The sequence below is a fragment of the Nocardioides sp. HDW12B genome, assembly GCF_011299595.1.
Taxonomy (GTDB): Bacteria; Actinomycetota; Actinomycetes; order Propionibacteriales; family Nocardioidaceae; genus Marmoricola_A.
The window spans coordinates 4,150,928-4,162,609 of the sequence record NZ_CP049867.1; the positions used below are offsets into that span (position 1 = coordinate 4,150,928).

Consider the following 11,682-nt stretch of genomic DNA (forward strand, 5'->3'; position numbering starts at 1 on the left):
GGCGTCAGTGGGTGCGGCGCTCCTCGACGTGGGTGGTGCGCGAGCGCTGGGCGGTGGCCACGAGGCCGAGCACGATCGACAGGACGCCCGCCCCGACGAGGATCCAGCCGAGCATGATGTCGTCGACACCGGGGATGTCGTAGCTGATGACCGGCGTGACGAACAGCAGGCCGAGGACGATGAGGACGACTCCGAGTCCGAGACCCATGACGTGCTCCTTCGGTGGTCGCCGCGGGCGGCGGCGGGGGGGGGGGGGAAGGCGGCCGGACAGCCCGGAACCGCAGCACACCTATACCCCGCGGCGACGGCGGTCACTCCTGCGCGCGACCCGAGCCGCGCACGGCGTACGACGACGGGGGCGCCTCTCGCGCCGCACCTGCCCCTTCCGTCACTGGAAATAGTTGGTAGGGTGGAGCACGCACCAGATGCACCAGTTCCGGCAGGTCCCAATCGTCCGCGGAGTGTTGTGAATCCGGCGGCGTTGGCTCACAAGTTGCATTGCTTCTCGGTGGGGTTCAGCGTCACGCATGTGGTGCAGGGGCGTCGAAGACGGCGCGCCTAGCCCCGATAGAGGAGTAACAGAGCATGGCTCAGGGCACTGTCAAGTGGTTCAACGCCGAGAAGGGTTTCGGCTTCATCGCGCAGGAGGGCGGCGGCGACGACGTCTTCGTGCACTTCTCCGCCATCCAGATGCAGGGCTACAAGTCCCTGGAGGAGAACCAGCGCGTGGAGTTCGAGGTCACCCAGGGTCCCAAGGGTCCCCAGGCTGAGAACGTCCGCAACGCCTGATCGTTCCACGCGAGGGCCCCGACCGTCTCTGACGGCCGGGGCCTTCGTGCGTCCCGGCGCGTATTCGCCAGTGCGGCGGCCCAAGCCCTACGATTGCCGACGGCCCACACCCCTTCCCAGGAGTTCACCGTGGCTTTTCGCCTTCGTCTCCGTCCCGTGGACGACACGTTCTTCGATCTGTTCACCGACGCCAGCAAGCACCTGGTCACCGGCGCCGACCTGCTCTCCGAGATGCTCGGCGGCCTGCAGCACGGCGGCGGCGACCGCAACGAGCTGGCCGAGCGGATGCGCGAGGAGGAGCACCGCGCCGACGAGGACACCCACGCGATCATCCGCAAGGTGAACTCGACGTTCGTCACGCCGTTCGACCGCGAGGACATCTACGCGCTCGCCTCGGCCCTCGACGACGTCATGGACTTCATGGAGGAGGCCGTCGACCTCGTCGTCCTCTACGAGATCGAGGCGCTGCCCGAGGGCGTCGCCGACCAGGTCGAGGTGCTGCGCCGCTGCGCCGGCATCTGCGCCGAGGCGATGCCGCACCTGCGGAGCATGAAGGACCTCGACGAGTTCTGGATCGAGATCAACCGCCTCGAGAACGCCGGCGACAAGTCCTACCGGCTGATCCTGGCGCACCTGTTCAGCGGCGCCTACGAGGCGCTCGAGGTGCTCAAGCTCAAGGACGTCGTCGACTCCCTCGAGGCCGCGATCGACGGCTTCGAGAAGGTCGCCAACATCGTCGAGCAGATCGCCGTCAAGGAGTCCTGAGCGTGGACCTCGCGATCATCATCGCGGTCGTCGTCGTCGCTCTCGTCTTCGACTACACCAACGGCTTCCACGACGCCGCCAACGCCATCGCGACCTCGGTCTCGACCCGGGCGCTGACCCCGCGCATCGCCCTGGCGATGGCGGCGGTCATGAACTTCGTGGGCGCCTTCCTCGGTCAGGAGGTCGCCAACACCGTCGGCGGCGTCATCACGCCGTCGCAGACCACCAGCGGCATGGTGGTGGTGATGGCCGGGCTCTTCGGCGCCATCGCCTGGAACCTGCTGACCTGGTACTTCGGCCTGCCCTCGTCGTCCTCCCACGCCCTCATCGGCGGCCTCGTCGGCGCCGCGGTGGCGTCGGGCTCGGGGGTCAAGTGGGACGTCATCCTCGAGAAGATCGTCATCCCGATGGTCGCCTCGCCGCTCTTCGGCTTCGCCGCGGCGGCGCTCGTGATGATCGCGATCATGTGGATCTTCAAGCGCGCGAACCCCAGCAAGGCGCAGCGCGGCTTCCGTGCGGCGCAGACGCTGAGCGCCGCGGCCATGGCGCTGGGCCACGGCCTGCAGGACGCCCAGAAGACGATGGGCGTCATCTTCCTGGCCCTGGTCACCGGCGGCTTCGCCTCGGCCGACGACGACCTGCCGTTCTGGGTCATCCTGTCGGCGGCCGCCGCCATCTCGGCGGGCACCTACGCCGGCGGCTGGCGCATCATGCGCACCCTCGGCCGGCGCATCATCGACCTCGACCCGGCCCGCGGCTTCGCCGCCGAGTCGGTGGCGGCCGGTGTGCTCTACACGACCGCCTTCGCCTTCGAGGCCCCGATCTCGACCACCCACACCATCACCTCCGCCGTCATGGGCGTCGGTGCGACCAAGCGTCTCTCCGCCGTTCGCTGGGGCGTCGCCCGCAGCATCATCGCCGCCTGGGTCCTCACCTTCCCGATGGCCGGCCTCGTCGCCGCCCTCACCTACGAGATCCTCCACAACGTCTTCCAGCTCCCCTGACCCCCCTCCGCGAAGCGTCAGGTGTGTACGCGCGAAGCGTCGTTTGTGCACGCGCGAAGCGTCAGTCGCGCACGCGCGAAACGTCACTCGTGCACGCGCGAAGCGTCAGTTGTGTACGCGCGAAGCGTCAGTTGTGTACGCGCGAAGCGTCAGCTGTGCACGTCGAGGATGACGCGTGAGCGCTGAGGCGTCGTACGACGTGGTGGTGCTCGGGGCGGGCCAGGCCGGCCTGGCCGTGGGCTACCACCTGCAGCGCGCCGGTCTCGTGCCCGGCGACGACTTCGTCCTCGTCGACGCGGCCGACCGGCCGGGCGGCTCCTGGCCGCGGATGTGGGACGGGCTGCGCCTCTTCTCGCCCGCGACGTACTCCTCGCTGCCCGGCTGGCTGATGCCGCCGTGGGACGACGCCGCGCGCGGCTTCCCGCCGCGCGACCACGTGGTGGCCTACCTGCGCGCCTACGAGGAGCGCTACCGGCTCGCCCCGCTGCGCCCCCACCGCGTCCGGGCCGTACGGCGAGCCGACGACGACCCGTCCGGGCCGCTGATCGTCGAGTCGCCCGGTCTGACGCTCGCCGCGCGACACGTCGTGTCGGCCACCGGCACCTGGGACCAGCCGTTCTGGCCGACGTACCCGGGCGCCAACGACTTCCTCGGCACCCAGCTGCACTCGTCGACGTACCGCCGTCCGGAGGAGCTCGCCGGCCAGCGGGTCGTCGTCGTGGGCGGGGGCAACTCGGCGGCGCAGGTGCTCGCCGAGGTCTCGACCGTGGCCGAGGTGACCTGGGTGACCCAGCGGCCGCCGCGGTTCCTGCCCGACGACGTGGACGGGCGGGTGCTGTTCGAGACCGCGACCGCGCGGGTGCAGGCGCAGCGCGAGGGGCGCGCGCACGACGGCGTCGGCGGGCTCGGCGACATCGTGATGGTGGCCTCCGTGCGGGAGGCGCGCGGGCGCGGGGTGCTGGAGGCGGAGCCGATGTTCGAGCGGCTCGTGCCGGACGGGATCGCACGGGCCGACGGGCGCACGCTCTCCTGTGACGCGGTCATCTGGTGCACCGGGTTCCGGCCGGCGCTGCGGCACCTCGCGCCGCTGCACATGCGTGACGACCGCGGGCGCGTCCCGGTGTCGGGGGCAGCCGGCACCCGCAGCGCGCGCGAGCCGCGCGTGCACCTGGTCGGGTACGGCGACTGGGTCGGTGCGGCCTCGGCGACCCTCATCGGGGTGGGGCGCAGCGCGAAAGCCACCGTCGCCGAGATCGTCGACTCGCTGCAGAAGTGACCTCTCGCGCGTACAGAACTGACGCTTCGCGCGTACAGAACTGACGCTTCGCGCGTACAGAACTGACGCTTCGCGCGTACAGGAGTGACGTTTCGCGGGGTGGGGAGGGAGGGGAGGGGAGGGAGGGGTCAGCCGAAGCGGCCGGAGATGTAGGCCTCGGTGGAGTCCATGTCGGGGTTGGAGAAGATCTTGCTCGTCGGGTTCATCTCGACCAGCTGACCGGGCTTGCCGGCTCCGGCGAGGTTGAAGAACCCCGTCTCCTCCGAGACCCGCGCCGCCTGCTGCATGTTGTGGGTCACGATGACGATCGTGTAGTCCGCCTTCAGCTCGTGGATCAGGTCCTCGATGGCCGAGGTGGAGATCGGGTCGAGCGCCGAGCAGGGCTCGTCCATGAGCAGCACCTGCGGTTCGACGGCGATCGCCCGGGCGATGCAGAGCCGCTGCTGCTGGCCGCCGGACAGCCCCATCCCGGGCTTGTTCAGCCGGTCCTTCACCTCGGTCCACAGGTTCGCCCCGCGCAGCGACTTCTCGACGATCCCGTCGGCGGTCGACTTCGACATCTTCTTCGCGTTCAGCTTCGAGCCGGCCAGCACGTTGTCGTAGATCGACATCGTGGGGAAGGGGTTCGGCCGCTGGAAGACCATGCCGATCTGGCGGCGTACGGCGACCGGGTCGACGTCGGGGTCGTAGAGGTTCTGACCGTCGATGACGATCTTGCCCTCGACGCGCGCGCCGGGGATCACCTCGTGCATGCGGTTCAGCGAGCGCAGGAAGGTCGACTTGCCGCACCCGGAGGGGCCGATGAGGGCGGTCACCGAGCGTGCCTGGATCGTCATCGACACCCCCTGCACGGCGAGGAAGTCGCCGTAGTAGATGTCGAGGTCGGAGACGGAGATGCTCTTGGCCATGGTGTGCAAATTCCTTCTGGTCGCTGGGTGGACGACGGCTCAGCGGCCGGTCTTGGGGGAGAAGTAGGCGCCGATGACGCGGGCGAGCAGGTTGAGGATCATGACGATGGAGATCAGCACCAGCGCTGCGCCCCAGGCCCGCTCCTGGCCGAACTCCGGCGGCACGCCCGGCTGCATGTAGGAGTAGTAGATGAACACCGGCAGCGTCGCCATGCGGTCGGCGAAGACGTTCATGTTCAGCGAGTCGGTGTCGCCCGCGATGATCAGCAGCGGCGCGGTCTCGCCGGCGACGCGCGCGATCGCGAGCATGACGCCGGTGACGATGCCCGCGATCGAGGTCGGCAGCACGACCTTGGCGATGGTGCGCCACTTCGGCACCCCCAGGGCGTACGACGCCTCGCGCAGCTCGTCGGGCACGAGCTTCAACATCTCCTCCGACGACCGGACGACGATCGGGATCATCAGGATCGACAGAGCGATCGAGCCGCCGATGCCCATCCGGACGCCCGGGCCGAAGATCAGCACGAAGAGCGCGTAGGCGAAGAGGCCGGCCACGATCGAGGGGATGCCGGTCATGACGTCGACGAGGAAGGTCAGCCAGCGGCCCAGCCGGGTGCCCTTGCCGTACTCCACCAGGTAGATCGCGGCCATGATGCCCACGGGCACCGAGATGGCGGTGGCGAACAGCGTGATGAGCAGCGTGCCCATGATGGCGTGGTAGATCCCGCCGCCCTCACCCACGACGTTGCGCATCGAGAAGGTGAAGAACTCGGCGCTCAGGACGGGGAAGCCGTTGGAGATCACGGCGTACATCAGGGTGACCAGGGGGACGAGCGCGATCGCGAAGGCGGTCCACACCAGGGTCGTGGCGAGCTTGTTCGTCGCGGCGCGGGAGCCCTCGACGACCAGCGCCCAGACGGGCCAGGCGACGCCGAAGATCAGCGCGCCGACGACCACGATCGCGACGGGCCCGAAGCCGAGCGCGAGCCCGCCGATCAGGGCGAGCGCGGCGGCGGGGCCGGCGACGATGAGGTGCGAGTAGCGCGGCATCTTCGCGTGCGTGAGCGGCGCGGCCTCGCGGCTGCTGCCGGTGGGGCTCGGTGTCGGGGGACGATCGGTCGACGGGGTGGTCGGGGTCGTCATGTCAGCGCTCCTCGATGTTGCTGCGGGCCACGATCGCCCGCGCCAGGAAGTTCACCGCGAAGGTGATGACGAAGAGCACCAGGCCGCTGAAGATCAGCACGTTGACCTTGGTGCCGGAGGCCTCGCCGAACTGCAGCGCGATGTTGGCCGCGATCGTCGAGGGGTTGGTCGTCGAGATCAGGTTGACCGTGATGATCCCGGTGGCCGACAGCACCATGGCGACGGCCATCGTCTCGCCGAGGGCGCGGCCCAGGCCGAGCATCGTCGCCGAGATCATCCCGGAGCGGCTGTAGGGGAAGACCGTCATGCGGATCATCTCCCAGCGCGTCGCGCCCAGGGCGAGCGCCGCCTCCTCGTGCAGCCGCGGCGTCTGGGCGAAGATCTCGCGCGTGATCGCGGTGATGATCGGCAGCGCCATCACGGCGAGCACGATCGAGGCGGTCAGGATGGTGCGGCCCGAGGTGGCCGGGCCCTCGAAGAAGGGCAGGAAGCCGAGGTTGTCCTCGAGCCACTGGTAGACCGGCACGATCCGCGGGCCCAGGAAGGCGATGCCCCAGAGGCCGTAGACGACGCTCGGCACGGCGGCCAGGAGGTCGATGAGGTAGCCGACCGGCTTCGACAGCCGGCGCGGCGCGTAGTGCGAGATCACGAGCGCGACCCCGAAGGCCAGCGGCGTGGCGATGAGCATCGCCAGGACGGCCGCCAGCAGCGTGCCGTAGAGCAGCGGCCAGACGTAGAGGGCGATGTTGCCCTTGCCGCCCATCGAGGCCTCGGGGGCCGTGATGGCGGGCGCGCCCTCCAGCGTCAGGAAGACCGCGACGCCGGCGAGCGCGACGAGGATGAGGATGCCGGCGGCCTTGGCCAGGGCGGCGAACACCTGGTCCCCGCGGCGGGACACCTGGGTGGCCGCCAGCTCAGGAGCCTGGGTCGAGGTCACGTCGGTCCTCCAAGGATGTGGGGGGTTCGGGTGGTTCGGATGGTTCTGGTGGTGGTGCCATGGTGGGGCCCGGTGGGCCCGTCCTGCGTCGGCCCGGAGGGCCTGTCTGGTCTGGTCCGACAGCGGCCCGGGGGCCGGTCGTCGCCGTACCGCTCACGCGCCTCGTGCCGGTCACCCCGAGGTGACCGGCACGAGCACGAGCGAGGCACTGCTGGGTCAGCCGACCTCGATGGCGTCGACGATGCCCTGGGCCTGCTCCGCGATGGACGACGGCAGCGGGGCGGAGCCGGCGTTCTCGGCCGACTCGGCCTGGCCGTCCTCGCTGAGGACGTAGGACAGGTAGGCCTTCACGAGGTCGCCCTCGGTGGCGTCGGCGTACGACGGGCACGCCATGAGGTACGACGTGAGCACGATCGGGTAGGTGCCGGCCTCCTCGGTCTCGTAGTCGAGGTCGAAGATGAGCTGGGTGTCCGAGGCGCTCTCGGCCTCGGGGGAGACCTCGAAGATCTTGGCCGCGGCCTCGGGCTCGGGGGCCACGAACTCGTCGCCCACGCCGACCAGGGCCGTGCCGAGGTCGCCGGCCTGGCTCGCGTCGGCGTACCCGATGGAGTTGGCGCCCTGGGTGACGGCCTCGACGACGCCGGAGGTGCCGCTGGCACCCTCGCCACCGTCGATCGGCCACTCCTCGACCTCGTCGTAGGTCCACGCGTCGGGGGCGACGGTGGCGAGGTAGTTGGTGAAGTTGCCGGTGGTGCCCGACTCGTCGGAGCGGTGGACCGGGTTGATGGTCTCGGCAGGCAGCTCCGCGTCGGGGTTGTCGGCCGCGATGGCCTCGTCGTCCCACTCGGTGATGTCACCGGCGAAGATGCCGGCGAGGGTGTCCGGGGAGAGGTTGAGCTCGTCGACGCCCTCGAGGTTGTAGATGACCGCGATCGGGGAGACGTAGTTCGGCACCTCGATGGGGGCCTCGCCCTCGCAGCGCTCGGTGGCCTTGCTGAGCTCCTGCTCCTCGTCGGTGAGGTAGGAGTCGGATCCGGCCATCGGGAAGCCGCCGGAGATGAACTGCTCGCGGCCACCGCCCGAGCCGATCGGGTCGTAGTTGACGGTGGTCTCGGGGTTCGCGCTCTGGAAGGCGGCACGCCAGGCGTTCTGGGCGGCCTCCTGCGACGACGCGCCGCCGATGCTGAGGGTTCCGGAGAGGCTCTCGCCGCTCTCGGAGGTGGCGCCCTCGCTGCCGCTGGCGGGCTCCTCGTTGGCCGCGCCGCACGCGGTGAGGCTCAGGCCCAGGGCCAGCGACGCGAGCGTGGGGACTGCCACGCGCCGGAAGGAAGTGCGATTCACTTCGTGTCTCCTGTGTTCGGGGTCTGTCACGACTTGACTCCCTGAAGGTAGGGAGGCGACGTGAATCGCCCCTGCGACGCAGGTGAACGAGAGGTGAACGGGGATCGCCATCTCGGTGGTGATTTCGCGACCGTGGGACGGACGTCACGTGAACGCGGGCCCAGGGTCCCGTCGGACGTGCTTCCGGGGGCTCGTTTCCGGCCCCGGTGCGCGCCTCAGGGGCGGTAGCGCTGCAGCCGCTCGACGGCCACCACGCGCCCGTGCCGGTGGTGGACCACGACGGCCGCGGCGGGCTCCAGCGGGGGCTCGTCGATGCCGATGGCGTCGAAGACGGCCGGCAGCACGGGGCGGTGGGAGCACAGCACGGTGGCGGTCTCGAGCCCGAGCAGCCACTCGACCTCGTCGCTGACGCGGTCGGGGTGGGCGCCGGCCTCGCTGAGGTGGTCGGTCACCTCGATCTCACGGTCGTACGCCGAGCCGTAGGGGGCCAGCGTGGTCCAGCACCGTCGGGCGCTCGAGGACACCAGCCGCTTCACGCCGTACGCCGCGAGCTCGGGGACCAGCGCCTGGGCCTGCTGCTTGCCCAGCGCGGTGAGGGGCCGCTCGGTCTCGTCGCCGGACCACTGCTTGCGGGAGGTGGCCTGGGCGTGACGGAGCACGACGAGGGGGTGGCTGCGGCGCTGGAAGGCGAGCGCCTCGGCGAGGACGTCGCGGTCGCGGTCGTAGGTCAGCCACTCGGCGGCGAAGTCGAGGTCGAACCAGTCGACCTCGTCGATCTCCTCGTTGGTGACGTACTCGCTGGGCTTGTAGTCGCCGCGCACCCGCGCGGTCCAGTAGTGCACGAGCTTGGTCCGGGGCGTGCCGTTGCCGATGGCGTAGGTCTGGTCGGCGAGCTTGGGCCCGAGCCGGATCCGGGCACCGGTCTCCTCCAGCACCTCCCGCACGGCAGCCGTCCGGGCGCTCTCGCCGGGGTCGAGCTTGCCCTTGGGGAACGCCCAGTCGTCGTACTTCGGACGGTGCACCAGCAGCACCTGGCCGACTCCCTTGCGCCGCCGCATCACCACGGCGCCGGCCGCGACGACCGGGTCCTGCTCGATCATGGGCGCTAGTCTCACACCACCCGGGGCACCCTGTCGCGGGTGGTCACGCGCTGTTCACCCCGCGCGGACCTCGGCCCGGCACGGGCAGGCTCGGGAGGTGGCGCGGTGCGGCTCGACTCACGCTCACGTCTCGTCGTGCTCGGCGTGCTCGTGGTCGCCTCCGTGGTGGCGCTGGCCCTGCTGCTCGTCCGTCCGCTGCTGGCCTCGGACCCGGTGGTGCAGGCCGCCGAGGCGCTGCCGGGCACGGTGGTGCGGGTGTCCTACACCGACTGGGCCCAGGTGCAGCAGGCCGCCGACGGTGCCTCGGTCGGCACGGGATCCTCCGACGAGCAGGTCGAGGACTTCCTCGACCGCGCCTTCGAGGAGGACCTCATCGGCAGCTCCTCGCTCGCCTCGTCGTTCCCCGGGCTGGAGGAGAACTTCGGGGTGACCCCGCTGGACGCCGAGTGGGAGGTCTACGGCCAGGCGCCCGAGGGGTCGGTGGCCGTGCTGCGCTTCTCCGACGACGTCGACCTCGACGAGGTGGAGGGCCGGTTCGAGGGGCTCGGCTACGAGGCGCCCGAGTCCGGGGCCGGTGAGGGAGGCACCTGGATCGGCGAGGTCGACCAGGTCGCGGGGCTCCCGGGCCCCCTCACCCAGGTGCAGGAGAACCTCGCCGTGCTGCCCGACGAGCACCTCATGCTCATGGGCGACGACCCGGAGTTCGTGGACCGGGCCGTCGACGTCGTACGCGGTGACGAGGAGGGCCTGGACGAGGTGCCCGGTATCGGCTCGCTGCTCGGCGAGCTCGAGGAGCCGGCCGTCGCGACGGTGTGGGTGGGCGACTTCGCCTGCGAGGAGCTCGCGATGTCGCAGGCCGACCCCTCCGACGTCGTCGAGGGCGAGCGGCTGGTCGACGAGGCCGGCGGCGTCAACCCGCTGACCGGGCTGGCCTTCGCCGAGAGCGCCGACGCGGAGCTGCGGTTCGTCTTCGCCTTCGACTCCTCCGAGGACGCCTCCGAGGACCTCCAGCCCCGCACCGACCTCGCCTCCGGACCGGCCGCGGGGCAGGGCGGCAGCTTCGCCGACCGCTTCGAGATCACCTCCTCGACCGCCGACGGCCCGCTGGTCACGATGATCGCGAAGCCGGTGGACGGCCAGGTGCTCGCCGACGTCGGCCAGGGCCCCGTCCTCTTCGCCACCTGCTGAGGTCGTCGGGAGACTCCCGTGGCCCGTGCGGCCCTCGTCGACGCGCCCTGCGGTGCCCCCTGCCCGACAGATGCGTGGGAAAAGCACCTCGTGGGGGCGTTCGAGGGTGCTTTTCCCACGCATCTGGCGTCAGCGGCCCGGCGGCGGACGCCATCCCGGCGGCGGACGGAGAGTCCACGCCCGGGCGTGCGGGGCCAGGAAGGCACACCGCGCACGTACGTCGAGCACCCGCCGGCCGAGCGCCAGGGGGCGCGCAAGGTCGAGGGAGGTGACGCGGAGGACCTCGATCGCATGGGCGCGCAGCTGCTCCTCACGGAGGTTGTCGCTGCGCTGACGGGCGACCGACCGGTGGCCGGCGCCGTCGTACTCCAGAGCCAGGCCGGCCACGGCGTCCAGCAGGTCGGGGTAGCCCAGGAGCCGGCCGTCGAGCGAGAACACGGGGACGTTCACGAGCAGATCGGTGAGGTCGACCTCGCGGCCGACCAGTCGCAGCCGCGACTCCGGTGGTGAACGGACGCCGTCGCGTGACAGCTCCCACGCGCGGCGTGCCTGGTCGATGCCCAGCCAGCCGGCGCCGGCCGCCAGGGTCTCCGACATCTCGAGGCCCGTCACGAGCCGAGCCGCTCGCGCCGCGTCGGCGCAGACGACGGCATGGGCCAGGTCCGGGGCGAGGCGCATCTCGTCCACCAGGGCGGGCACGGCGGCGTGGACCGGCACCCCGCCGACCACCGAGCAGTCGCCGACGCGGAGCTGGTGCTGACGGACCCCGGCGCCCGGAGGGCGAGGGGCGGCGTGCCAGCCCTGGGCCAGCGTCACCGGCCAGAGGGTGCTGTGGTCGTGAGCCCGCCCGTCGAGGAAGTGGGCACCCCGCATCCGCAGCGCGCCCCAGCCGGTGACGACGCCGCCGAGAGACAGGTGAGGGACGGCCTCGGCGACCCGCTGCTCGGGCACGGTGGGGTCCACCCACGACGGGACGTACCAGCCGTGGCACGTCCGACGCCATCTCCTCCCGCGCGCCGCGCTGCGGGTCGGGCCAGCGCGGCCCAAGGGGTCGAGACGCACTGGGAGCACCACCGGGACCGGCGGTCGCCAGGCGGGCAGCTCCTCGTCGTCCATGACGGGCACCCTCGATCGAGGTGCGCGTCAGCCGGGCCGGCGAACGACGTACCTGGGGACAACCCCGGGGTCACTCCGGCTGCGCGGGAAAACCGTCCGGCCGCCGCCCACCCAG

12 protein-coding genes are annotated in these 11,682 nt (G+C 71.1%); 5 read left to right on the forward strand and 7 right to left on the reverse strand.

Translation table 11 applies throughout. The features are described 5' to 3' along the window. Positions 1-4: 4 nt before the first annotated feature. Positions 5-208: a DUF6458 family protein gene (locus G7072_RS19495; RefSeq protein ID WP_166089359.1), complete on the reverse strand. Its 204-nt coding sequence runs from the start codon at positions 206-208 to the stop codon at positions 5-7. 377 nt (positions 209-585) lie between these two features. Between G7072_RS19495 and G7072_RS19500 the strand changes: the two genes are divergently transcribed. The 4 genes from G7072_RS19500 to G7072_RS19515 all read left to right on the forward strand — a co-directional run bounded on the left by G7072_RS19500 (position 586) and on the right by G7072_RS19515 (position 3,834). Then, a complete protein-coding gene (locus tag G7072_RS19500) occupies positions 586-789 on the forward strand; it encodes a cold-shock protein (protein WP_166089361.1) in 204 nt (67 codons plus the stop codon). A 156-nt stretch (positions 790-945) separates the two neighbouring features. Beyond that, on the forward strand, positions 946-1,554 hold the full coding sequence (locus tag G7072_RS19505; RefSeq protein WP_240917063.1) for a DUF47 family protein: 609 nt from the start codon (positions 946-948) through the stop codon (positions 1,552-1,554). A gap of 2 nt (positions 1,555-1,556) precedes the next feature. Further along, positions 1,557-2,558: an inorganic phosphate transporter gene (locus G7072_RS19510; RefSeq protein ID WP_166089366.1), complete on the forward strand. Its 1,002-nt coding sequence runs from the start codon at positions 1,557-1,559 to the stop codon at positions 2,556-2,558. Between the two features lie 175 nt (positions 2,559-2,733). Further along, entirely contained in the window at positions 2,734-3,834 is a 1,101-nt protein-coding gene (locus tag G7072_RS19515; RefSeq protein ID WP_166089369.1) for an ArsO family NAD(P)H-dependent flavin-containing monooxygenase, read from the forward strand. Positions 3,835-3,962: 128 nt separating this feature from the next. Here G7072_RS19515 and pstB read toward each other — a convergent pair whose 3' ends face one another. The 5 genes from pstB to G7072_RS19540 all read right to left on the reverse strand — a co-directional run bounded on the left by pstB (position 3,963) and on the right by G7072_RS19540 (position 9,263). Next, on the reverse strand, positions 3,963-4,742 hold the full coding sequence (gene pstB, locus G7072_RS19520) for a phosphate ABC transporter ATP-binding protein PstB (protein ID WP_166089371.1): 780 nt from the start codon (positions 4,740-4,742) through the stop codon (positions 3,963-3,965). Positions 4,743-4,781: 39 nt separating this feature from the next. Then, positions 4,782-5,885, reverse strand: coding sequence for a phosphate ABC transporter permease PstA (gene pstA / locus G7072_RS19525; protein WP_166089373.1), 1,104 nt, complete (start codon positions 5,883-5,885; stop codon positions 4,782-4,784). A 1-nt stretch (position 5,886) separates the two neighbouring features. After that, complete coding sequence (gene pstC / locus G7072_RS19530) at positions 5,887-6,822, reverse strand: phosphate ABC transporter permease subunit PstC (protein WP_166089374.1); 936 nt, start codon at positions 6,820-6,822, stop codon at positions 5,887-5,889. Between the two features lie 216 nt (positions 6,823-7,038). Then, a complete protein-coding gene (gene pstS / locus G7072_RS19535; RefSeq protein ID WP_240917064.1) occupies positions 7,039-8,139 on the reverse strand; it encodes a phosphate ABC transporter substrate-binding protein PstS in 1,101 nt (366 codons plus the stop codon). A gap of 239 nt (positions 8,140-8,378) precedes the next feature. Next, complete coding sequence (locus G7072_RS19540; RefSeq protein WP_166089380.1) at positions 8,379-9,263, reverse strand: NUDIX hydrolase; 885 nt, start codon at positions 9,261-9,263, stop codon at positions 8,379-8,381. Between the two features lie 105 nt (positions 9,264-9,368). Between G7072_RS19540 and G7072_RS19545 the strand changes: the two genes are divergently transcribed. Then, positions 9,369-10,451: a hypothetical protein gene (locus G7072_RS19545; RefSeq protein WP_166089382.1), complete on the forward strand. Its 1,083-nt coding sequence runs from the start codon at positions 9,369-9,371 to the stop codon at positions 10,449-10,451. Positions 10,452-10,580: 129 nt separating this feature from the next. On the opposite strand, the gene G7072_RS19550 is transcribed toward G7072_RS19545, so the two are convergent. Continuing rightward, positions 10,581-11,567, reverse strand: coding sequence for a hypothetical protein (locus G7072_RS19550; RefSeq protein WP_166089384.1), 987 nt, complete (start codon positions 11,565-11,567; stop codon positions 10,581-10,583). Positions 11,568-11,682 lie beyond the last annotated feature (115 nt).

Bases quoted from the DNA above. Each gene is read 5' to 3' on its own strand.
- G7072_RS19550 (WP_166089384.1), bottom strand. From the start codon at position 11,567: ATGGACGACGAGGAGCTGCCCGCCTGGCGACCGCCGGTCCCGGTGGTG.
- G7072_RS19540 (WP_166089380.1), bottom strand. From the start codon at position 9,263: ATGATCGAGCAGGACCCGGTCGTCGCGGCCGGCGCCGTGGTGATGCGG.
- G7072_RS19500 (WP_166089361.1), top strand. From the start codon at position 586: ATGGCTCAGGGCACTGTCAAGTGGTTCAACGCCGAGAAGGGTTTCGGC.
- pstA (WP_166089373.1), bottom strand. From the start codon at position 5,885: ATGACGACCCCGACCACCCCGTCGACCGATCGTCCCCCGACACCGAGC.
- pstB (WP_166089371.1), bottom strand. From the start codon at position 4,742: ATGGCCAAGAGCATCTCCGTCTCCGACCTCGACATCTACTACGGCGAC.
- G7072_RS19495 (WP_166089359.1), bottom strand. From the start codon at position 208: ATGGGTCTCGGACTCGGAGTCGTCCTCATCGTCCTCGGCCTGCTGTTC.